26 protein-coding genes and 1 tRNA gene are annotated in these 22,337 nt (G+C 34.5%); 12 read left to right on the top strand and 15 right to left on the bottom strand.

Annotation, left to right across the window (positions count from 1 at the left end; all coding sequences use genetic code 11):
* Positions 1 to 45: 45 nt before the first annotated feature.
* The gene (locus tag LZZ90_RS11390) at positions 46 to 525 is read right to left on the bottom strand and encodes a Dps family protein (RefSeq protein ID WP_237790825.1); all 480 of its coding nucleotides are present in this window, start codon (positions 523 to 525) and stop codon (positions 46 to 48) included.
* 107 nt (positions 526 to 632) lie between these two features.
* On the opposite strand from LZZ90_RS11390, the gene LZZ90_RS11385 reads away from it, so the two are divergent.
* Positions 633 to 1,586: a LysR substrate-binding domain-containing protein gene (locus tag LZZ90_RS11385; RefSeq protein WP_237790824.1), complete on the top strand. Its 954-nt coding sequence runs from the start codon at positions 633 to 635 to the stop codon at positions 1,584 to 1,586.
* A 40-nt stretch (positions 1,587 to 1,626) separates the two neighbouring features.
* Here LZZ90_RS11385 and LZZ90_RS11380 read toward each other — a convergent pair whose 3' ends face one another.
* From LZZ90_RS11380 to LZZ90_RS11360, 5 genes are all read right to left on the bottom strand, one after another.
* A complete protein-coding gene (locus LZZ90_RS11380; RefSeq protein ID WP_237790823.1) occupies positions 1,627 to 1,827 on the bottom strand; it encodes a hypothetical protein in 201 nt (66 codons plus the stop codon).
* A 218-nt stretch (positions 1,828 to 2,045) separates the two neighbouring features.
* Positions 2,046 to 2,243 (bottom strand): hypothetical protein, encoded by a 198-nt coding sequence (locus LZZ90_RS11375; RefSeq protein ID WP_237790822.1) that lies wholly within the window; start codon positions 2,241 to 2,243, stop codon positions 2,046 to 2,048.
* A 162-nt stretch (positions 2,244 to 2,405) separates the two neighbouring features.
* Positions 2,406 to 3,068 carry a tRNA (5-methylaminomethyl-2-thiouridine)(34)-methyltransferase MnmD gene (gene mnmD, locus LZZ90_RS11370; protein ID WP_237790821.1) on the bottom strand — a complete coding sequence of 221 codons (663 nt, stop codon included), beginning with the start codon at positions 3,066 to 3,068 and terminating at the stop codon, positions 2,406 to 2,408.
* 1 nt (position 3,069) lies between these two features.
* A complete protein-coding gene (locus LZZ90_RS11365) occupies positions 3,070 to 3,513 on the bottom strand; it encodes a hypothetical protein (protein WP_237790820.1) in 444 nt (147 codons plus the stop codon).
* Entirely contained in the window at positions 3,513 to 4,010 is a 498-nt protein-coding gene (locus tag LZZ90_RS11360) for a DUF4920 domain-containing protein (RefSeq protein ID WP_237790819.1), read from the bottom strand. Before LZZ90_RS11360 ends, LZZ90_RS11365 begins: the two co-directional genes overlap by 1 nt.
* A 303-nt stretch (positions 4,011 to 4,313) precedes the next feature.
* Here LZZ90_RS11360 and LZZ90_RS11355 point away from each other — a divergent pair, with 303 nt between their 5' ends.
* On the top strand, positions 4,314 to 5,381 hold the full coding sequence (locus tag LZZ90_RS11355; protein WP_237790818.1) for a branched-chain amino acid aminotransferase: 1,068 nt from the start codon (positions 4,314 to 4,316) through the stop codon (positions 5,379 to 5,381).
* Between the two features lie 31 nt (positions 5,382 to 5,412).
* Here LZZ90_RS11355 and LZZ90_RS11350 read toward each other — a convergent pair whose 3' ends face one another.
* Positions 5,413 to 5,796, bottom strand: a complete 384-nt coding sequence (locus LZZ90_RS11350; protein ID WP_237790817.1) for a nucleoside triphosphate pyrophosphohydrolase family protein — start codon at positions 5,794 to 5,796, stop codon at positions 5,413 to 5,415.
* A 307-nt stretch (positions 5,797 to 6,103) separates the two neighbouring features.
* On the opposite strand from LZZ90_RS11350, the gene LZZ90_RS11340 reads away from it, so the two are divergent.
* Positions 6,104 to 7,180, top strand: a complete 1,077-nt coding sequence (locus LZZ90_RS11340) for a GyrI-like domain-containing protein (protein WP_237790815.1) — start codon at positions 6,104 to 6,106, stop codon at positions 7,178 to 7,180.
* Between the two features lie 45 nt (positions 7,181 to 7,225).
* Here the strand turns inward: LZZ90_RS11340 and LZZ90_RS11335 are convergent, their stop codons facing one another.
* The 3 genes from LZZ90_RS11335 to LZZ90_RS11325 all read right to left on the bottom strand — a co-directional run bounded on the left by LZZ90_RS11335 (position 7,226) and on the right by LZZ90_RS11325 (position 9,365).
* The gene (locus LZZ90_RS11335; protein WP_237790814.1) at positions 7,226 to 7,945 is read right to left on the bottom strand and encodes a ThiF family adenylyltransferase; all 720 of its coding nucleotides are present in this window, start codon (positions 7,943 to 7,945) and stop codon (positions 7,226 to 7,228) included.
* 48 nt (positions 7,946 to 7,993) lie between these two features.
* Entirely contained in the window at positions 7,994 to 8,629 is a 636-nt protein-coding gene (locus LZZ90_RS11330; protein WP_237790813.1) for a TatD family hydrolase, read from the bottom strand.
* Positions 8,630 to 8,774: 145 nt separating this feature from the next.
* Positions 8,775 to 9,365 carry a DUF1684 domain-containing protein gene (locus LZZ90_RS11325; RefSeq protein ID WP_237790812.1) on the bottom strand — a complete coding sequence of 197 codons (591 nt, stop codon included), beginning with the start codon at positions 9,363 to 9,365 and terminating at the stop codon, positions 8,775 to 8,777.
* A 134-nt stretch (positions 9,366 to 9,499) separates the two neighbouring features.
* Here LZZ90_RS11325 and LZZ90_RS11320 point away from each other — a divergent pair, with 134 nt between their 5' ends.
* From LZZ90_RS11320 to LZZ90_RS11305, 4 genes are all read left to right on the top strand, one after another.
* Positions 9,500 to 10,714 carry an MFS transporter gene (locus LZZ90_RS11320; protein WP_237790811.1) on the top strand — a complete coding sequence of 405 codons (1,215 nt, stop codon included), beginning with the start codon at positions 9,500 to 9,502 and terminating at the stop codon, positions 10,712 to 10,714.
* 267 nt (positions 10,715 to 10,981) lie between these two features.
* On the top strand, positions 10,982 to 11,341 hold the full coding sequence (locus tag LZZ90_RS11315; protein ID WP_237790810.1) for a BlaI/MecI/CopY family transcriptional regulator: 360 nt from the start codon (positions 10,982 to 10,984) through the stop codon (positions 11,339 to 11,341).
* Positions 11,342 to 11,346: 5 nt separating this feature from the next.
* Entirely contained in the window at positions 11,347 to 13,251 is a 1,905-nt protein-coding gene (locus LZZ90_RS11310) for a M56 family metallopeptidase (protein WP_237790809.1), read from the top strand.
* A 126-nt stretch (positions 13,252 to 13,377) separates the two neighbouring features.
* Positions 13,378 to 13,518 (top strand): SsrA-binding protein, encoded by a 141-nt coding sequence (locus LZZ90_RS11305; RefSeq protein WP_237790808.1) that lies wholly within the window; start codon positions 13,378 to 13,380, stop codon positions 13,516 to 13,518.
* Here the strand turns inward: LZZ90_RS11305 and LZZ90_RS11300 are convergent.
* Positions 13,515 to 14,027, bottom strand: a complete 513-nt coding sequence (locus LZZ90_RS11300; protein ID WP_237790807.1) for an adenine phosphoribosyltransferase — start codon at positions 14,025 to 14,027, stop codon at positions 13,515 to 13,517. The two genes, LZZ90_RS11305 and LZZ90_RS11300, sit on opposite strands and share 4 nt — an antisense overlap.
* Before the next feature lie 74 nt (positions 14,028 to 14,101).
* Between LZZ90_RS11300 and LZZ90_RS11295 the strand changes: the two genes are divergently transcribed.
* From LZZ90_RS11295 to LZZ90_RS11280, 4 genes are all read left to right on the top strand, one after another.
* Positions 14,102 to 14,175, top strand: a tRNA-Arg gene (locus tag LZZ90_RS11295).
* Between the two features lie 279 nt (positions 14,176 to 14,454).
* Positions 14,455 to 16,686: a PAS domain S-box protein gene (locus LZZ90_RS11290; protein ID WP_237790806.1), complete on the top strand. Its 2,232-nt coding sequence runs from the start codon at positions 14,455 to 14,457 to the stop codon at positions 16,684 to 16,686.
* Positions 16,658 to 17,041: a response regulator gene (locus LZZ90_RS11285; protein WP_237790805.1), complete on the top strand. Its 384-nt coding sequence runs from the start codon at positions 16,658 to 16,660 to the stop codon at positions 17,039 to 17,041. Before LZZ90_RS11290 ends, LZZ90_RS11285 begins: the two co-directional genes overlap by 29 nt.
* A 27-nt stretch (positions 17,042 to 17,068) precedes the next feature.
* Positions 17,069 to 17,644, top strand: coding sequence for a pentapeptide repeat-containing protein (locus LZZ90_RS11280; RefSeq protein ID WP_237790804.1), 576 nt, complete (start codon positions 17,069 to 17,071; stop codon positions 17,642 to 17,644).
* On the opposite strand, the gene LZZ90_RS11275 is transcribed toward LZZ90_RS11280, so the two are convergent.
* The 4 genes from LZZ90_RS11275 to LZZ90_RS11260 form a co-directional block, all read right to left on the bottom strand.
* Positions 17,641 to 18,318: an ABC transporter ATP-binding protein gene (locus tag LZZ90_RS11275; protein ID WP_237790803.1), complete on the bottom strand. Its 678-nt coding sequence runs from the start codon at positions 18,316 to 18,318 to the stop codon at positions 17,641 to 17,643. The genes LZZ90_RS11280 and LZZ90_RS11275 overlap by 4 nt on opposite strands.
* A gap of 2 nt (positions 18,319 to 18,320) precedes the next feature.
* Positions 18,321 to 19,577, bottom strand: a complete 1,257-nt coding sequence (locus LZZ90_RS11270; protein WP_237790802.1) for an ABC transporter permease — start codon at positions 19,575 to 19,577, stop codon at positions 18,321 to 18,323.
* 2 nt (positions 19,578 to 19,579) lie between these two features.
* A complete protein-coding gene (locus LZZ90_RS11265) occupies positions 19,580 to 20,665 on the bottom strand; it encodes an efflux RND transporter periplasmic adaptor subunit (RefSeq protein WP_237790801.1) in 1,086 nt (361 codons plus the stop codon).
* 85 nt (positions 20,666 to 20,750) lie between these two features.
* Positions 20,751 to 21,428, bottom strand: a complete 678-nt coding sequence (locus LZZ90_RS11260; protein WP_237790800.1) for a hypothetical protein — start codon at positions 21,426 to 21,428, stop codon at positions 20,751 to 20,753.
* A gap of 154 nt (positions 21,429 to 21,582) precedes the next feature.
* On the opposite strand from LZZ90_RS11260, the gene LZZ90_RS11255 reads away from it, so the two are divergent.
* Positions 21,583 to 22,311, top strand: a complete 729-nt coding sequence (locus LZZ90_RS11255) for a sulfite exporter TauE/SafE family protein (RefSeq protein WP_237790799.1) — start codon at positions 21,583 to 21,585, stop codon at positions 22,309 to 22,311.
* The last annotated feature ends 26 nt before the right edge of the window (positions 22,312 to 22,337 follow it).

The raw sequence follows: 22,337 nt of genomic DNA, 5'->3' as shown, positions 1-22,337 counted from the left end.
ATATTAGGATTATTTTAATATTTCTGCCTTAAATTTAACATTAGGTTATATTTCTTCTTCCATCCAGGCTTTCATCATCCAGATTGTTTTTTCCTGTTCTTTAATAAAATCGCTCATCATGGAATTGGTTCCTTCGTCGTCAATTTCTGCAGATTGTTTTAAAATAACACGTTCAATTTTCAGTAATTCAGTCAAAGAAGAAATAATGAGCTGAATTGCTTCTTCATCATTGGAAATATTCTTTCCTACCTTGATTTTTTTGTTTTTGACATAGTCTTCAAAAGAATGCAGCGGAGTTCCGCCTAAAGTAAGAACGCGCTCAGCAATCAGGTCAATTTTTAATTGGCTGTCGTTGTAAAGTTCTTCAAATTTTAAATGAAGATCGAAGAAACGCTTTCCTCTGATATTCCAATGAAGGCCTCTTAAATTTTGATAATAAATCTGAAAATTTGCCAATAAGATATTCAATTCTGCTACCAAAACCTGAGTTTGTTTTACCGGTAATCCTAAACTATTGTTTTTCATATGATTGTGTTTTTATAATTTCTTTACTACAAAATTATCGAATATTTAACCTGAAAACTATAAATGGAATTGATAGATTTTATATTTTTATCAAAATTTTCTATACCATGACCATTACACAGCTTTATTACGTTTTAGCGGTTGCCGAACATAAAAATTTCACTTTGGCTGCAGAGAAATGTTTTGTTACCCAACCAACATTAAGCATGCAGATCCAAAAGCTTGAAGAAGAACTTGATATACTAATTTTTGATCGAAGTAAAAAGCCAATTCAATTAACTGAAATTGGTGAGAAAATTGTTTCTCAAGCCAAAAACATTGTAAATGAGTCGGACAGGATCAAAGATATAGTCGATCAGCAAAAAGGATATTTTGGAGGAGAATTTAAAATCGGAATCATTCCAACGGTAATGCCAACGTTACTACCAATGTTTTTGAACAATTTTGTTAAGAAGTATCCGAAAATCAATTTAATAATAGAGGAATTAACCACGGAAGAAATCATCCGAAGACTCAATAACGGACAGCTTGATGCAGCTATTGCCGCAACTCCGCTTGAAGAGAAATCCATTAAAGAAGTCGTACTTTATTACGAACCTTTTGTTGGCTATTTCCCTGAGAATCATCAAAATTACACCAAAGAAGAAATTGAAGTTGACGATCTTGATTTGGAAAATGTTCTGCTTTTACAAGACGGGCATTGCTTTAGAGATGGTATTTTAAATTTATGTAAAAATGCCAATCAAACACGTGTGAATCATTTTCAGATTGAAAGCGGAAGTTTTGAAACTTTAGTAAAATTAGCCGATGAAGGATTAGGTTTTACACTACTTCCATATCTTCATACTCTAGATTTGAATGAAAAAGACAAAACTAAACTTCGTCATTTTAAAGAACCAAAACCCGCACGAGAAGTAAGCTTGATTTTTCCTAAAAAGGAATTAAAAATGCACATTATCGATGCTTTAAGAAATACAATTTCCGGTGTGGTAAAAGGAGCAATTGCTTTCCATAATGTTCAAATAGTAAGCCCATTACCAAAAAATAAAAAGGAGCTTTAAGCTCCTTTTTGGGTTAGTTAGTTAAGTTTTAGTAGGGTTATTAATTATCTTTAATCAGAATCAAACACTGTTGCAATTCTGGTTTTTCCGAAGTAAAATACCTTAACCATTTAGTTAACTGCTCTAATTCGTAAGGCAACAAATTCTTAATTGCTTTTCTTAATTCTTTCATAAAAAGCAAAGGATCAAAGCTCACTCTTTCAAGTACCGATTTTGTGTAATCATAAATCATTCGCGGCATAATCAATCTTGTATTATTGTTTTACTCAGTAAGAACGTTAAGTAAAAGTATGTAAAAACATTTTTACCACCAAGAAAAAAAATAAAAAATTATCGTTTAAACACATAAAAAGTCGACAAAAAACACAAATCTTACACAATATTCGTTAAAAACTTACACTTTTATAATTTATATCTAAAAAATAATCAATAAAAAAAGGAGCTTTTAAGCTCCTTTTTTTATTGATTTACGTAAATTAAACATTGTCTTAATTCTGGTTTCTCTTTTGTAAAATTTAGAAGCCATTCGGTTAGCTGTTCAATTTCATAGGGTAACAACAACTTAATCGCTTTTTCTAATTCTTTACAAAACAATATTGGGTCGAAACTTACTCGTTCTAAAATAGACTTGGTGTAAGTATACATGTTTCTTGACATATTTGACAAAAATTTGGTTTAATAGGGATAAGAACGTATAGTAAATTTATAAATTAATTTTATATTTTTTTAATTATTGTTTAATTATTGTTTAATTATTGTTTAATTATTTATTAACATTGAAAATAAAATTCAAATTTTTAACATAATTGAAGAATCAATCTATTTTTTTAACGCTCTAAGCATTTCACGCTTCCCTGGAGGCCCTTTAAGCTTTTCAGTTACAAACCCTGCTTCTTTCATTGCTTTTTTTATTGGACCGCGACAAGCATAGGTGACAAGCACTCCATTTTCCTTTAATGCTTCGAACATTATTTTAAAAATCTCAGTACTCCACAACTCAGGTTGATACTGAAATCCGAACGCATCAAAGTAAATCAAATCAAATCGATTTTTGTCATCTATTTCGTTAAAGTATTGTTGTCTTTTTGTTAAACTGAAATACTCCGAAACACCCATTTTTACTGACCATTCACAAGAATGCATCAATAAAAATTCTCTATTGAACTGATTAGCTTCAAGTTGCGAAACGTAATTCAGTTTTTCAACTTCTTCTTCCTTAACCGGAAAGGCTTCTACTCCAACATAATCAATTGATTGTTTCATATTTTCAGCTTCTAAAAAAGTAATAAAAGCATTTAAACCAGTTCCGAAACCAATCTCTAAAACAGCAACGGACTGCTCCTTAAAAAGTGACAGTCCGTTTTGTATGAATACATGTTTGGCTTCCTGTATGGCTCCGTGCTTGGAATGATAGGTTTCTCCCCAATCTTCGACCAATAAAGACGAAGAACCGTCAGCCGTTTGTATAATTTTACGTTTCAATTTATTCTATATAAAGTTTTTTTATCCTTGGAATTGGCCCGCCGCATTTAACTTCATGGCATTTCAAGCAGGCATCTACCCCATTATTATAATGTTCTTTGGCATTTGCAGGATCTTTATAGATAAGTTCCTGAGCCTTAATAAAATTGGCGGCCTGTTCTTTGAAAAACGCATCGTTTTCCTGCTTGTCGGTCATTACGGCACTATGGATTTTCATAAAATGTGAAGGAAACTTACCAATAGTGTCGCCTTTTTTGATTCGCTCTTTCAAACGCTGATTGTCTACATACATTTGTTCCATCAAAGCTGCCATTTCCGACATCTCATACATTTCAAACTGCTTTTCCTTTTTTGCAGTTGTTTTCTCTTCGATTTTTACTTCTTCCTTCTTATTACAAGAAAAAATAAATAACGAAGCAATAAAAACTAAAACTAACCTTTTCATTATTTACTGATTAAAACACCGTCAGCCATAAAAGAATAAGTAACTTTTGGCTGCGTGATGCTGTCAATTGCCGCTTGTGATTTTCCGGCATCTTTTGCATAATGTTTCTGCTCGTCTACCGTTTCCACACTAACAAAAGCTTTTCCGCTTACAACAGCATCCTGGTTAGTTGCATTCATCGGAACAAAAAAAGCATAATCTTTAAATTTAACGAATGCTTCTTTTTCTTCCCCTAAATCCAAAGTCATCCAGCAACCTTTTTTCTGGCAAACCCCATTGATTTTAGATTTGAATTTCACTTTTAAAGTATCTTCTTCTTTTAAATCTTTGAATTTTGCGATCATTTCGGCACTGGTTAAAGCTTCAGCATCGGTAATACTATCACCAAAAACAGCGTAATCCACTTTTGCAGCAACAGGTTCATTTTTAGCTTCTTCCTGCTTTTTGTTGCAACTGAATAAGGCAATTGATAATCCTAATAGTAAAATTTTCTTCATTTGTTAGTGTATTTCGATTTTTAATAGATTTTCCAAAGAAACAAATTTAATCTGAATGTAAAATCGACATTATATTTTTTTTAATACACCTAACATAATCTAACAAAAAACCTGCTTTTATTGAGAATTATAGAACAAATTAGTACTTACATAAGCAAATCTGTTATTTTTTCTTAAGTGTTAAAATGCGGACGTTTTTTTACTAGATTTGCAATGACACAACTTGTTCATTTATCAGCAGAAAAAGCTTTATACTAACTGATAATCAACACGTTATTGTTACGACACATTAATTTTAATTAAATGGAATTAACAACAACGGGTAACATTAAAATTGTTACTGTAAAAGAAAGTAAGATCAATTCCGTTGATTTTGATCACTTAACTTTCGGAAACATTTTTACAGACCACATGCTGGTTTGTGACTACAACGACGGGGTTTGGGAACAACCAGAAATCAAACCTTACGAACCATTCACCATGGATCCTTCTTCAAGAGTATTTCATTACGGTCAGGCAATTTTTGAAGGTATGAAAGCCTACAAAGATGCAAACGACGATGTGTGGTTATTCCGTCCGGATCAGAATTTTGACCGTTTTAACAAATCGGCAGTTCGTTTGGCAATGCCAGAAGTTCCTGAAGAAGTTTTCTTAGGAGGTTTGCACAAATTACTTGAAATTGAGAAAGATTGGGTAAAAAAAGGAAAAGGAAATACTTTGTACATCCGTCCTTTTATGATTGCTACCGGTCACGGTGTAATTGCCTCTCCTTCAAACCAATACCGATTTTGTGTTATTCTTTCTCCTGCTAAAGCCTATTATTCAGGCGAAGTACGAGTAGTTATCGCAGATCATTACAGCCGTGCCGCTAACGGTGGAATCGGAGCAGCAAAAGCAGCAGGAAATTATTCTGCACAGTTTTATCCGACCAAATTAGCCAACGAAAAAGGATTCCAGCAAATTATCTGGACCGACGATGCTACACACGCTAAATTAGAAGAAGCCGGAACAATGAACGTTTTCTTCCGTATTAATGATACACTTTACACTGCGCCAACCAGTGAAAGAATTTTAGATGGAGTAACACGTAAAAGTATTGTGGAATTAGCTCCAAGCATCGGAATCAATGTTGAAGTACGTCCGGTTTTGGTTTCCGAAATTGTAGAAGCTGCCAAAAATGGTACTTTAAAAGAAATATTTGGTGCAGGAACTGCAGCAGTTGTTAACCCTATTGCTGGATTCTCTTATCAGGATAATTATTATGAATTGCCTATATTAGAGAATACATTTGCCGCTAACATCAAAGAAAAGCTCACAAATATTCAGTACAAACTAACCGATGACACATTCGGTTGGACCGTAAAAGTATAAATAAAAAAATCCCGATTAAATCGGGATTTTTTTATCTTAAGATTTCTTCAAAATTTGGTTTAAAATAATTAGGCCCTTTCATTACTTTCCCGTCTTCACGATAAATCGGTTTTCCGTCTTCGCCTAACTTACTCATGTTGCTGCGCTGGATTTCATCGAACACTTCCTCTATTTTATGTTGCAATCCATGCTCTAAAATTGTGCCGCACAATATGTAAAGCATATCGCCTAAAGCATCTGCAATTTCAACAATATCGTTGTTTTGTACCGCTTCAAGATATTCTTCATTTTCTTCTTTCATCAGGTTAAAACGAAGCATGTTTTTCTGTTCTCCTAAATCGCCTTTGGGAGAAAAATTCACTCCTAAACCAAAAGCTTCGTGGAATTCTTGTACTGAGTTTATCTGTTTCTGCATAATCTTAAAAATTTGTTTTGGAAATTAGGCAAAAAGATAATTCTATCAACTAATTTTGTATAAATTTTTCAAACTATGTTTTCAACAGGACAGTTGTACTTTGCGCTCTTTTTTGTAATAGCCTTTGTTAGTGTAATGATTTACGTTTACAGAAAAGATTTGGCGCTTCACAAAATACATTACAAGGGAAGTTTATGGGTATTATTTTTCTTTTTACTTTTTATAGGAATTTTATTCGTAATCAAAACCTTCTTAAAAGAATAAATATAGTATATTTGGGAAATCAACATAATTAGGCCACAAAATTATGCGTATCATAAAATATATATTCCTCCTTATATTCCTTTTTTCGATTGCACTTTCAGTATATATCGCTACACAAGCCAGTGAATTTGATATACAAAGAAGTAAAGTCATCAATTTGCCACAAAATGTTTTATACAACTATGTAGATGAATACAAAAACTGGCAGGATTGGGGACCTTGGGCTGAAGAAGATAAATCCATTCAATATACTTATTCCGAAAAAACCAAAGGTTTAGGCGCCGCTTATTCATGGAAAGGAAAAGACGGAAACGGGAAAATGAAAACCGTTAAAATAATTGAAAACGACAGTCTTTTCCAGAAAATCTATTTTGAAGACAATGAACCGAATGATATCATCTGGGGTTTTCAAAAAGTGGCAAACGGAACAAAAGTAAGTTGGAGAATGAAAGGGAAAATGAATTTCATGATGAAATTTTTCTCCTTCTTTAAAGGCGGTACCGAAAACATGCTGGCTCCAATGTTTGAAAAAGGATTGGAAAACATAGACAATCTACTGGTAAAAGAATTGAAAACTTACTCGGTAGAAGTTAACGGATTGGTAACCAAAACAGGTGTCAACTACATTAAACAGTCAATCACTTGCGAAATTCCAAAATTGTCTAAAAATATGGCAATCATGCTAAGACAACTTACGAAATTCACTACAGAGAATAACATTACCGTAACAGGCTCACCTTTTGCGATTTATGACAAATATGATCAAGCAAAAGGGAATGTTTCTTTCTCAATATGTTTACCGATTGAACAGGAAATTTTTACTTCGGAAGGCAGCGATACAGAAGGCGGAAAATTCTATTCATACCTTGCCTTGAAAACAACTTTAAAAGGTGATTATTCACACAGTAAGGAAGCTTGGGACAAAGCCTATGCTGAAATTGCTAAAAAACATTGGAAAGAAAATCCGGCTGGAAAATACATTGAAGTATACAAATTAGGAACCAAAGACACTCCGCGACCATCTAAATGGGTTACCGAAATATACATCCCGATTCTCGCAAAAGTAAAACCAATCGAGATTAAAACAGTAGTTATCGATTCAACAAAAACAATTCAATAAAAAAAGTCCCGGTATCGGGACTTTTCTTTTTATAACTATCAGCAATTATTCTTTTTCTAAAAGATAACGTACCACAGTTTCTGCTGTGTGCAATCCGAATAGAGCTGGCATCCAGCTGTTGGTTCCGAAAAACGATTTTTTAAAGTTTGTTCCGTCTGTCATTTTAAGACTGCTTTCGTCTGGTTTTTCTAAAGAGAATACGGCTTTTACACCACTTGTAATTCCTTCTTTTTTCAAGCGTTTACGAATCGTTTTAGCCAAAGGACAAACATCTGTTTTCTTGATATCTTTTACAACAACTTTACTGGCAAGCACCTTTCCTCCTGCTCCCATATTGCTGATGATTTTTACTTTTTTGCGTTTGGCAGCGACAATCAAATTCAATTTTGGGGTAATACTATCGATACAATCCAATACATAATCGTATTCCGGAGTTACTAATTCGAAAGCTCTTTCCGGAGATAAAAACTCTTCAATTCGAGTAAGTTCCAATTCTGGATTGATGTCCATCAATCGATCTCCAACAATTTTTACTTTCGGCGCTCCAACTGTGGAATGTAAAGCCGGAAGCTGACGATTAATATTGGTAATATCCACCACGTCGCCATCCACAATAGTCATTTTTCCAACTCCTGCGCGTGCAATAAATTCTGCTGCGAAAGAACCTACTCCTCCCATTCCCACAACCATCACGTTGGAATTTTTCAGTTTTTCTAATCCTTCTTTTTTAAATAATAATTCGGCTCTTTCGGTCCATTCTGCCATTTTAAAACATTTTGTGTAATGTGATTCCGGTCGAAAAACCGGTCTGCATTACAGGTTAAAAACTAACTTAAAATTATCTTCGATAATCTGTTCCACATCTTTATTTTTTATCGATGTAGCTTTTATATAAACATCTTGGATGCTTTCTTCGATCGTGTCGGTTTCTAAAAAGAACCTATTTTCAGGAACTTGATCAAATACTGATGCCAATTCGGGATTTCTGAGCAGATATTTTCCAAAAGACAAATAAAACCCATTATCCAGCAGCGATTTGGCCACTTGCCAATTTTTTGAAAAACCGTGAATTACCATCGGAACTTCAATTTTTAATCGTTTTTTAATTTCGATTACTTCCTGATACGCAGAAACGCAGTGCAAAATTACAGGTTTTTGGTATTTTATCGCTAGATGCAATTGTTTTTCGAAAATTTCTGTCTGAATTTCCAAAGGTGTTTCGATTCGTTTGTCCAATCCGCATTCTCCTAAAGCGAGACAGTTTTGATATTGCAATTTCTCCTCGATGATATTCAAATAGTCATCCGTTTTATCCATATTAATATACCACGGATGAATTCCAATAGAAAAATAAGTCACGGAATCATCAAATTCATTCGGATACTGATTGACAATTTCCAAAACGCTTTCTTGACTAGTGCTTTTGTGAGTATGAATGTTAAACTTCATTTTACTAATTTATTTACCATATAAGTCATATAAGAGTTTATAAAACATGATTAATCATTATCTTAAAACTTACATAATTAATGTTCAAAAAAATAATAATTCGCTTTACTTAAAACTTATATGGCTTATATGGTTATATTAAAAATTAATCATGAAATTTCTTCACCCCTGCTTTTATTTCAACCGGTAAATCGTTCTCTTTTGGAGGAATCGGACATGAATACCCTTCATTATAAGCACAATACGGATTATACGCCTGATTAAAATCGATGGTCATGGTTTCTTTATCGGTAGCTTCCAAATCTATGTAACGACCTCCTCCGTAACTTTCAACCCCACTGGTCAAATCTGTAAAAGGTAAAAACAAATGGTTTTTAAATTGCTCTTTTTTAGAAAGTTCGATGTTTCTGTAAAGGTTCAGTTTGCACTTTTTTCCATCCAAAGTAAAATGTAATTCCCCGTATTTAACATACATCGGGGTTCTTGCTCCCGAGGTTTTCATCGCAAAAGGCTTTTCTTTTGGAGTTTCAACCAAATGTGCTTCTACACAATAATTCATGTTAACCTCAAAAAAATCCAATGCTTTAAAATGAGCTAAGTCTTCTTTTTTTAAGGGGCTTTCTTTTTCATCGGCATATTCTTTATTTAATTGATTTTGAAATGCTTTTGAACTTGTTTCAGTACATTGAGCAGTTGCTATTGCCGGAAATAAAATTGCCAAGATTACCTTTTTCATCAGAAACTATTTTACTGCAAAAGTAATTAATTTTTAATGTAAAAAAATTCACAACAATTTAACAGGAAGCCGAACAAAACTGTAACTTTAAAATCTGTGGAGTTTGTACCTTTGCACTTAAATAATCCCTTCCCATGCTTTTAAACGCCTTTAACCGATACCTTAGTAATTTCAAGGGTTTTTCCAGAGAGATATGGATACTTACCATAATCACCTTTATCAATCGCGCTGGAACGATGGTGCTTCCTTTTCTTTCGAAATACTTAAAGGAAGACCTTGATTATTCCTACGATCAGGTGAAATGGGTTTTGGTTTGTTTTGGGGTTGGATCAATGATTGGTTCCTGGCTTGGTGGTAAATTATCCGATAAAATAGGTTTTTATAGGATTATGATTTTCAGTTTGTTTACCAGCGGAATTTCATTCATCCTATTACAATACATAACCAGTTTCACAGGACTTTGTATTGCAATGTTCTCCATTATGGTTATCGCCGATATGTTTCGTCCGGCTATGTTTGTTTCTTTGAGTGTCTATGCAAAACCGGAAAACAGAACAAGGGCTCTAACACTGGTAAGACTGGCTATTAATTTAGGATTTGCAGCCGGTCCGGCACTTGGAGGACTTATTATTATGACAGGTGGCTATAAAGGAATGTTTTGGGTGGATGGAGCTACTTGTATTATTGCGATTAGTCTGTTTTGGCTGTTAGTAAAAGAGAAAAAAAAAGAAGTGGTTCACAAAGAATTGGTCGATTTGCACAAAAACAAATCTGTATTTAAAGATACCCCTTTCTGGATATTCCTTTTTATTTGTATGGTGAGCGGAATTTTATTTTTCCAGCTTTTTACAACGCTTCCTTTATATCACAGGGAACAGTTTAATTTGACAGAGTTTCAAAGCGGATTACTCTTGATGCTTAACGGACTGATAATTTTCTTTTCTGAAATGGCCGTAGTAAGTTATGTTGAACGCAAACAAATTGACAAAGTCAAAATAGTAACCTATGGACTGATTGCCATGACTATAAGTATGTATTTATTGCTTATAAATTTCTGGTCGGGAATTCTGGTTGTTATGATGATTTTTATGAGTTTTGGCGAAATGTTTGCCTTCCCTTTTTCCAATTCGTTTGCAATGAGCCGTGCTCCTAAAGGGCATGAAGGCCGATATATGGCTATTTTTACAATGGCTTATAGTTTGGCTCACATCCTAAGTTCAAACATTGGTTTGGAAATTGTTGACATTAAAGGCTATCAGGCTAACTGGTTTTTCATGGGCTCACTTGGTTTTTTTGCTGTACTCTTATGTTTTTATCTTCAAAAATTATTAGCGCAGGAAAACAATTAACTTTTTAATTTTAAACACTTTACCTAAATTTACATTTTCCAAATCTGTTAACAAAACTATAAATTTCGTTATTAAACTACAAAAATAGTTGCATAACTAAAAATATAGTTGTACGTTTGTTCTGTGCTTGAATGAAAGCCCGCGTTAGGGGTAGCAGCGGCATCCTTTTTTAATTGGACATTGAGGCTCTCGAAATGACCAATTGAAAAAGATACAGCGAATAACCCGACCCTTGTGGTAACGCCCAAATAATAAAAAGAACAGATCATGCAAAAGTTAACCAACAAAGAAGAAGAAGTAATGCACATTTTATGGAAGCTGCAAAAAGCATTCGTAAAAGAAGTTTTGGCTGAAATCACTGAAGATCAACCACATTACAACACACTTTCTACGATAATCCGCAATTTGGAAGAGAAAGGTTACGTGGCGCACAATGCCTTCGGGAACACGCACCAGTACTACCCTATCGTTTCCAAAGAAGATTACCGCAAAGGATTTATGAATGTTGCTATTGAAAATTATTTCAATAACTCCTATAAAAGCATGGTTTCCTTTTTCGCCAAAGAAGAGAAAATCAGTGCCAAAGAATTACGTGAAATTTTAGAAATGATTGAACAGAAAAAATAAAGCCTATGGAAGCTTTTGGGATTTATCTGCTAAAAGTAAGTGCCCTGATGGGAATTTTCTATCTCGCTTACCTTATTTTCCTTCGAAAAGAAACGTTTTTCAATTCGAACCGCTGGTTTTTACTCGCAGGATTGGTTACCTCTATGGTTATGCCATTTATTACCTATACGAAAGTAATTTGGGTAGATCCCGAGCCGGTTGTTTACAATTATAATGAAGCTTCTTTGTCGACCGATTATGCACCGATCGCTCCAATTGCAGAACCAAGTTTTGAAATTAACTGGTTTTTGGTTTTGGCTGCTATTTACGGAATTGGAATCAGCATATTTCTGATTAAATTTTTCATTGATTGCTTTGCCATCAAACAGTTGATTGACAAACCAAAAGCCATTCGCCGCAGCAACTTCTATTTAATTGATACTGAAAAAGTTCAATCACCTTTTTCGTTTTTTAATTACATCGTTTACAATTCTTCAACTTTAAAAGAAGACGAATTGGAGAACATTCTCCAACACGAACTGGTACACAGCGCTCAAAAACATTCCTGGGATATGATGATCGCACAAATATTTTGTATTGCGTTCTGGTTTAACCCAATTGTTTGGCTTTACAAAAAAGCCATTGCACAAAACCTTGAATTCATTGCCGATGCAGAGGCAACCAAAAATATTGACGATATTAAAAGTTATCAGAAAACCTTATTAAAAGTAACAATGCAATCGCAATGTATTGCAATCACCAATCCTTTTTATCAATCATTAATCAAAAAACGAATCGTTATGTTAAACGCAAATCAATCAAACAAAAGGAATTCCTGGAAGTATTTTGTAGTACTACCGCTATTGGCTTTCTTCATGTTCCAGTTTCAAATGAAAGTGTTAGCTCAGGAAAAATCATTACCAAGAGTTGAAAACCGTCAGGAAAACCTAAAAGTAATTTCAATGGTAATCGATAAGAATACATCGGATGCCGAAATCAAAAAAGACATTGAAACCATTAAAAAAGAAGCTGGTGTAACACTTAAAGTTTCCAAAGTAAAAAGAAACAGCAATGGGGAAATAACAGCCATTAAAGTAGACTACAAAGACAAAGACGGCAAAAAAGGAACTACTCAGGTAGCAAGTGACGAGCCTATCCAGCCCATTCATTTCTTCAAAGAAACGGATCAAAACGGTAAAGGATCAATTGGTTTCGGAGCTCCAAGAGGAAGAGGCCCAAGAGAAGCTTTAGCAAAAATCAAAACCATCAAACGTTTAAATGATGATGGTGAAGATGTTCAGGTAATTGTTGAAGGAGACGAAGAAGGTGATTTTGATTGGGCAGATATGTTAGGAATTGATCCTCCCCTGCCTCCAGACGCACCAGATGCACCAGATGGTTTGGATGTTCCAAGTGTTCCGGATGCTCCAGGGGCACCAAAAGCTCCAAGAATGGTAAAGAAAAACATTGTCATCAAACAAAATGGCGACAAAAAAGAGGTTTGGATTAACGGAGAAAAAGTAACCGAAGATGTACTTGGCAAAATGGATTTTGAAGAATTCGGAAAAGCATTCACTTTCGATTTCAAAGGACCAAAAGGACCAAAAGGAGAAAAAGGATCCAGAGCATTCATTTTTTCAGATGAAGATGGAAACATGGTAATCTCAAGAAAAGAAATTGAAAAAATCCGAAAAGAAGCAATTGATGGAGCCAGAATCCAAGTGAAGGAAGCCAGAAAACGCATGGAAGAAATGCGTCCTGAAATAGAAAAAGCAAAAATCCGTGTACGTGAAGTACAGCCTGAAATGGAAAAATTTCGTGAAGAAATGCAGAAAGCAAAAGAAGAAATGCAAAAAGCAAAAGAAGAACTTCAAAAAGCAAAAATTGAGTTAGAAAAGACTAAGTCGTCTATAAAAGACAAAAAAGCTTAATAAAGCAAATCATCAATCATCACCCAAAGCAAAACTGAATGGTTTAACGCTGCGGAAAATCAAAATCAAAAGACCGTCTCTCTGAAGACGGTCTTTTTTTATACCTTTGCAGAAAACAAACTGTTTATGTTCAAAATATTAGCCAAAATAAACAAACTTATTTTACCTAGCTTCACTAAACAACGTTTGGACTTAGCCAAAGCCAAAAACTGGCAAAAAACAATTATCGCCTACCGCTATTATGTAACTACAAGAGCTTTGGATTAATAGGTTAAAGCCGCAAAAATCTCTTTGTTTTCGAGCTTTTCTCTTCCATTAAGGAATGTAAGCTCCATAAGGAAATTGCACTGCACGATTTCCCCTCCCAGCTTTTCCACTAATTCACAAACCGCTTTTGCGGTTCCTCCGGTTGCAAGGACATCATCATGAATAAGTACTTTCTCGCCTTTTTTAATTGCGTCTGTATGAATTTCAAGTGTATCGGTACCATATTCCAAGGCGTAAGAAGCAGAAATTGTTGAATAGGGTAATTTTTTAGGCTTACGAACCGGAACAAATCCCGCATTGAGTTCATGCGCCAAGAGTGTTGCGAAAAAAAAGCCTCTGCTCTCTACTCCAATCACTTTATCAATCTTTTTTTCACCCAAACTACTGATTAACATCGATAAGCATTCTCTTGTAGCTTCCGGACTGGCTAATAATGGGGTTATGTCTTTAAAAATAATTCCTTCTTTTGGAAAATCCTGAATATCACGTATATAGTATTGTAACGACATTTTTTTTGAATTTTTATTCGATTTTGATTTGCAAGTTACGCATTTCTTCCTATATTTGCACCCGATTAAACAACGGCCTCGTGGCGCAACTGAATAGCGCATCTGATTACGGCTCAGAAGGTTACAGGTTTGAATCCTGTCGAGGTCACAAAAAGCTCATCATTACTGGTGAGCTTTTTTATTGTTACCCCAAAACCTACCCTTTAATAAAACCACTAAATAAATCATAAATATTTGATTTTTAGCTATATTTATATTCTAAAAGCAAATTTAAGTGAGTCTTGAAAAGAAAATAACAGCTTTAAATAGTTGGTTTTTATTACGCCCTAAAACTTCGGGCTTACTTGTTTTTACCCTTCTTCTATCTATTCTTAATTTATCGATTTATTTTCGTTATCAGGCGGTCCGGGAAAGTGAACAAAACGATATGTCCAACATCTTGAACGTTGTTAAACAAAATATTGAACAAACGCTCAAAAACAGTTATGCAGCTACCATTACTCTGGCTTTGTCTATAGACGATAATGGAAACCCGAAAAATTTTGAAGAAGTTGCCAAACATTTAGTAGACAATTATAAATATATTGATGCTGTACAACTCGTACCGAACGGGATTATCAAATATACCTATCCGTTTAAAGGAAATGAAGCGGCAACCAATTTCGATATTCTTCACAGCCCGTTGCATCGAAAAGCTGCTTTGAGAGCAATTACGACCAAATCTATCTATTTTTCCGGTCCTGTTGAATTGAAACAAGGTGGTTTGGGCGTTGTAGGACGATTGCCTATATTTAAAAAAGGAAAGTTTTGGGGATTTTCAGCGGTTATACTAAAATTGAAAACCTTTATCAAATCAACCGGTATTACTACTTTTAAAGGCGATAAATATTACTTTCAACTTTCTAAAAAAAACCCGATTTCCAATAAAGAAGAATTTTTCCTGGACAACAAATCAGATTTTTCAGAAAAAAAATACCAAAAAGTATACATTCCTGAAGGCGATTGGGAACTTTATATTATCCCAAGAAACAAATCGTATCTGATTTTAGAGTTTCTTCCTGTAGTAATTATTGCTTTTTTACTGAGTGTGTTTTGTGGATTATTTGTAACAACCTTGCTTAAGAAACCTTCTGAACTTCAAAAACTGGTTCGTACCCAAACCTTAAAATTAACCCGAAGCGAATTTTTGTTTAAATCTATTTTCGATCACGCCGGGCTGGGTATTTCCCACACAAATTCACTCACCGGAAATTTCATCGATGCCAATGACAAGTTTTGTGAACTCATCGGATATACTCAAGATGAAATTAAAAAAATGGATTTTATGATGATCACCCATTTAGAAGACCTGCAAGCCGATTTGGACAACATGCAACGTTTGCGAAATGGTGAAATCTCACAATATTCCATGGAAAAAAGATACTACCATAGAAATGGAAAAATTATTTGGGTCAATATTACCGTTTCTCCGTTATGGGAAAAAAACGAAAAACCAAACAATCATATTACTATCGTTGAAGATATTTCTCAAAGAAAAGAAGCGGAAAAAACTATTTTAGAATCACAACAAAAAATCAAAGACCTTATTGACAGTATTGATGGGGTGGTATGGGAAGGAAACTCGATAGAACCCGGAATTAGCTTCGTCAGTAGAAAATCGGTAGACATTCTTGGTTACACCCCTGAAGAATGGATAGCCGATGACTATTTCTGGAGAAAACACCTTCATCCGGATGACAAAGAATGGGTAATTGATTACAGTGCTAAATGTGCTCGTGAACAAAAACCCTTTGACAGCGAATACCGCATGATTGCCAAAAACGGAAATATTGTTTGGGTAAGGGATATTGTAAGTGTTTATCAAGATAGCAGCGGTTCGATAAAATTTCGAGGGATTTTGATTGATATCACCAAGTCAAAACAATTTGAAATGGATCTGAACAGTTCTTTAAAATTGGTAACCGAACAAAATAAACGACTACTGAATTTTTCCCATATTGTTTCACACAACCTCCGTTCTCATACCAGCAACATTCAGTCGCTTATCAATTTAATTGAAATGAGCGAGGATGAACAAGAAAAAAATGAAATGCTTGGACTTCTCAAATCCGTTTCGGAAGCGTTAAATGAAACAATGGACAATTTAAACGATGTTGTTTCAATTCAAACGGATATTGATCCTGTTAACGAAAACCTGAATTTGAACAAGTTCATCAACCGAACACTTGAAGTTCTTAGAAATCAAATCATTAAAAATGAGGCCTCCGTTAAAAATTTAATTAGCGATAATGTTAATGTTAACTTCAATCCTGCCTATTTAGAAAGTATTTTACTTAACTTTATATCCAATGCAATTCGGTACAAACATCCGGAACGAAAACCGGTTATTGAATTGAGTGCTTATCCAGAAGGAGATTATCAGGTTTTAGAAATAAAAGACAACGGTATTGGTATTGATTTAAAGAAAAACGGAAAGAAACTTTTCGGAATGTACAAAACCTTTACCAACAATCCGGAATCAAGAGGAATTGGTCTTTTTATCACAAAGAACCAGATTGACACCATGAAAGGTAAGATTAAAGTTGAAAGTGAGTTAAACGAAGGCACTACCTTCAAAATTTATTTTAATAATGCCCCAAAAAAAGATTTACATAATTGACGATGATCCTATCTATCAGCTTGTCACTAGAAAACTAATTGAAAAAACAAATCTTTTCAGTGAGGTTAAAGCCTTTGAAAATGGGTATAAAGCTTTGGATTATTTTTCTCAAACCGGAGATCTGCCCGATGTTATTCTTTTGGATATCGAAATGCCGGAAATGGATGGCTGGAACTTTCTAGATGAACTGCTTGAAATTGAAAAAAAATTCGAGAAAGATGCCATAATTTATATTGCGAGTTCTTCAATTGCTCATCAGGACAAGGCAAAGTCGAGAACTTACGCTTCGGTAAAAGATTTTTTAAGCAAACCGCTAAATCTTGATAAATTAAAGGCAATCGCACTGGAAGAATAAAGTATCTTTGCAGTCTAACCTCATCTTATGAATGCAGATTTTATCTTCGATAAAGAATACAAAAACAATATTTTTGCAGAGTACGAAATCAAGTTTAAGGAATTTGAAAACTGCACCTTTAACAACTGCGATTTTACCCAGGCAAATTTTTTAGGCACTGCTTTTATAGATTGTACCTTTTACCATTGCAACTTTAAAGAAGCACAAATTGGTCATGTAGGTTTACGCAACGCTATTTTTAACGATTGTAATTTTACTGGCGTTAATTTTGCCATGACCGACCAGATTTTACATGAATTTTATTTCAACAACTGTTTGCTGGATTATTCGCAATTTTATGCTTTGAAGCTGAAAAGAATAAGTTTTACCAACTGCAGCATGGTAAGCGTCGATTTTATGAAAACCGATTTATCTGAAGCACTATTCGATAATTGTAATTTAAGATTGGCTGTTTTTACTGATGCAAATTGTGAAAAGACCGATTTTTACAGCAGTTATGATTTTGCGATTGATCCTGAGAAAACCAAACTTAAAAAAGCAGTTTTTTCTTCTGAGGGAATTAAAGGATTATTGACAAAATACAATCTGGTAATCAAAGATTAAGTAATGATGCGACCATCTTCCATGATAATTGTTCGCTCGGTTCGGCTTGCAAAATCATTGTCATGAGTTACCACAAGTAAGGTTTGATTGTTTTGCTGAACAAGTTGTTTGAAAATATCAAAAACCAAATCACTGTTTCGTTTATCAAGATTTCCGGTTGGCTCATCTCCCATAATGATCAACGGATTGTTAATCAACGCTCTTGCAATGGCCACACGTTGCTTTTGCCCGCCACTTAACTGATTGGGCATTTTCAAAGCCTGATCCTGCATATCCAGAGTTTTTAAATGTTCTATGGCATTGTGTTCAATTTCGGCCTGAGACAGCTTATTGAGTTTTAGACCGGGAAGCATCACATTGCGAAGTACATTGTATTCTGAGAGTAAATAATGAAACTGAAATACAAAACCAATATTTTCATTTCTGATTTGCGCTAGTTTTTCATCGGGAGCGCCCGTAACTGATTCGTTATGAATAAAAATCTCGCCATCATAATCAGTGTCCATAGTAGAAAGCAAATACAAAAGTGTTGATTTTCCACAACCCGATTTTCCAACTACAGAAATAAATTCTCCATGACTCACTTCCAGATTAATATCTTTGAGCACCTGAAATTTTGTAGGCTCATAAAAGTATTTGTTAAGTCCTTGGGTTTTGAGTACGGTATCTTTCATGTCTATTTTCCTCTGATGATTTCTACAGGATCCACTTTCGCTGCCTTTACAGAAGGAAAAAGTCCGGCAATAGCAGTTGTAAAAACCGCAAAAGTAGCCCCGATTATGTAAAATATTGGGTTATAATTCACCGGATAGGTTTCAATGGTTGGCAATGAGGCTGTTCGAAATGGAATTATGTCAATTATATTTGAAAAGATATAACCGAAAATCAGCCCTAGTGTTCCTCCTGCAATTCCGATAATCATTGATAAGGTCATGAAAATCCACTTAACATCCTTTCCAGAAAAACCCGTAGCTTTTAAAATAGCTATGCTGTCCATCTTTTCGTATATCATCATATTAAGGATGTTGTAAATCCCAAATCCTGCAACAATAAGCAGTACAACTCCAACAGCGTAGGAAATTATGCTCCTTATTCTGGTTCCGGTTTCAAATTGTGCGTTAGCGGTTTGATAATCAACAGCATCCAATTCGAATTCGGAACCAAACTCTTTCGCAAGTTGAGGAGCCAGCGCTATATCATTCAATTTCAACTGAATATCAGTAATATAATTGGTAGGTTCTCCTAAGAGCTTTTGAGCTGTGACAATTGAAGTGGTGGTCATTGCATCGTCAATTTCAGAAATTCCTATTTGGGAAATCCCAACGATTTTAAGTAATGTCAAACTTCCTTTAGGTGTAGTCACTTTCACAATGTCTCCTACTTTAAGCATCATTTTTTGAGCAATTCCATTCCCAATGATAATACTGTTGTTCTGTTCCAAATCGGTTAGTTTTCCTTCCTTGATATAATCACTGAACCGAAACAGTTCTTCTTCGGCATTCACATCAATCCCATTAACAACACCTGAAATTTCAATAGTCCCGGAATTAAAAAAAACAGGTGTTACCACTTTTGGAGCTACATTAACAACCCTGGAATCACTTTTAAGAGCACTGATCACTTTCTTACTGTTATAAATCGCCTTGCCACGATCTTTAGGCTTTATAGAATTGATAAAATTGACCGAATTATGGTACTTGCTGCTTTGATTAATAGGTTGGTGTTCCGAAGGCTTGATTTCATTATATAACCGAATATGAGGTGTGCGGTTCAACATCAGATTATCCAGCAGATCATTTAAACCGTTCATGAAACTTACAAGGGTAATAAACATTGTAATTCCGAAGGTAACTCCTACTCCTGCCACAATGGTTTGTTTTAAACGCGCCCGAAGCAAATGCAATGCGATATTTAAGATCAGCCGGAAATTCATGGTTAAGGTTTTATAATTCTTTCTCCGGAATGCAAACCGTTTATAATTTCTATTTGTTTGTAATCCGATAAGCCTGTTCTTACTTTATGTTTTTCTCCATTCTCCAAAAGCACAAATTCTTTATCAATAAGATATTCTTTAGGAATTACAACCGTATTTTTTTTTGTTTTAATAATGATATTGGCCTCTGTAGTTAAATTGGGATACATTTTTTTTGGAGGATTTATAAAACGGGCTTCTATTTTAAAAGTTCTGGAACGCTCATCCATAATAGGATAAATTTTCACAACTGTTGCTTCAAAAACCTGATTTTTATAGCTGTCTAAAGTAATCACGGCCAATTGACCCGGCATAATTTTAACCATGTCGTTTTCATCTACTTCCAATTCTATGAGGAAATCATTTTCATTCCCGATGATTGCTAAAGGTGTCTGAGGATTGACTAAAGCTCCTTTTTCTACAAATACGTTAAATAGTTTCCCTGAAATTGCACTTTTAACATAAAAATCTGCCTGTGATTTTTGATTAATTTTCAGGTTAATCGCTTTAGACTGTTCTTCGTTCTTTAGCTGTTGTCGTAATTGTGCCAATCGTTTTTGTGAACTTTGGTAATTCAGTTCCGAACTGTGATAAGCCATTTCCACCCTTTGATAATCCACTTCTGAAATCCCTCCCTGATCTTTGATGTTTTTATTGCGCTCGAAAATCGATTTATCTAACAAATACTTGTCTTTCGCGGTTTGCACTGCCATTTCAAGCTCTGCAATCTTATCCTGGATAAAACGGCTGTTCTCTTTGCTTAACTGATAAGCCAGCTCGGTATTTTGTGTGGCTAATTGTGCTTTATCGTTTTCAATTTCAAATAAGGTTTGACCAATATTTACATTAGAACCTACCTCAGCGTTTTTCTTCAACAAAACACCTGAAACCGTTGCATATACGGCATACTGATTTTCTGCTTTTACCCTACCTGAAGCATAAACGCTTTCTGTAATGCTATTTGACGATACAGTATAAGCCTCTGAAGTATTCTTACAGGAAAAGAACAATAATGCAACGGGGAGAAAAACTATCTTTAAAATGTCCATTTTTAGAATCTGAAAATTCGATAAACACTTTAAAAATAACGATTTTTTCTACATAAATAAAGGAAATAATGAAGATTTATGAAGCTTATTCTTTAATAATCATCACAGAACCTTTAAAACCTGTTGCAAGATCCCATTGATTGCTGGTAATCAAATTTCCTTTATCGTCAAAAATTACAAATAAAGCCGTGTTTGGACCTGATGTTCCTTGGTTTAATGCTTCAAAATCTAGCTTATTAAAGCCTGGTGTTAAACCTATTTGGATGACTTTATAATCTTCGAAGAGTTCCACATGTGCTGCAACAACCATATTATTGATGTACACCTTCACAATATCACCATCAACCGCCATATGGTCCCTGCAACGAATCACAATGCTATTGGCTTTGGTTTTGAATTCACCAAAAGATTGGTTTCTTCTGAATACTTTGGTATTGTCATCCCCTTGAGGTTTTGGCAGTGCGTTTTTAGGTATTTCATAAGGATTAGCAAACTTTTCAGGCTTTGAAATTGGAGCTTCACCTATTTGAACCGTTTTATTCCCTTCTTTTGGAAAAGTGAGCGGCTTATCATTATCCAAAACCGAACTACTGAATTCCATAGGCTTAAATCTCGGAGTTGCCGCAACAGCCGGAATGTTATTAGCTTTAATTTCAGGATCTTTTAAACGCGGGATAACCACAGTTTTCTTTCCATTATCAGGCTGAGCAAAAGCTGAAACAGAAAAAGTAAATACAAGTAATAAAGCGTATAAATAGTTCACAGTTTGGGTATTTGAATTACATCACAAAACAATATTTTAATGGAGTTCTGTGAATTATATTTTCAAAAATAGTAAATCAAAAACTATTCCAATCTTAAAATTTTCACAGAAAGCGTTAAAAAAGGTTAAATTTGTTTAAAGTGATAACCTATTTATGGAAGAACTGCTCCTGTTTTTTGCCCTAGCTCTCATTGCTGAAATTATCGGAACCGTTAGTGGTTTTGGATCATCCATTCTGTTTGTTCCTCTGGCAGCTATATTTTTCGACTTTAAAATCGTATTGGGAATTACTGCTGTTTTTCATGTTTTCAGTAATATTTCCAAAATCTTGCTGTTTCGTAATGGCGTAGATAAATCTATTTTTATTAAACTTGGTATTCCTGCAATCATTTTTGTTATCATCGGCGCTTTACTTACAAAGTACATTCCACAGAAAGAAATTGAACTCGGTATGAGTTTTGTTCTTTTGATTCTATCTGTTTATTTGATTTTCAACATCAACAAAACACTTGAAAAGAATGATCGAAACCTTTTCATTGGAGGAACACTTTCCGGTTTCCTTGCCGGTTTAATAGGAACCGGTGGCGCCATTCGTGGGTTAACTTTAACCGCTTTCAATTTACAGAAAGATATTTTTATTGCCACCTCAGCTTTAATCGATTTAGGGGTAGATTCCAGTCGCGCGGTTATTTACATCTACAACGGCTACTTTCTTAAAGAGCATCTTATTTACATTCCCGGGCTAATTCTAATTAGCATTTTAGGAACCTGGATCGGGAAAAAGATTTTGGAAAAAACTTCACAAAAATATTTTCGTTACGTTGTTTTAGGAGTTATTTTGCTTACCTCAATAATACAATCCGTTAATTATTTTTTCAAATAAAAAAGTCCCCCAAAACTGAGAGACTT

The sequence above is a fragment of the Flavobacterium sp. SM15 genome (genome assembly GCF_022012335.1).
GTDB lineage: Bacteria > Bacteroidota > Bacteroidia > Flavobacteriales > Flavobacteriaceae > Flavobacterium.
Note: the sequence above shows the minus strand (reverse complement) of the source record. Positions and strands in the feature narration are given on the sequence as shown.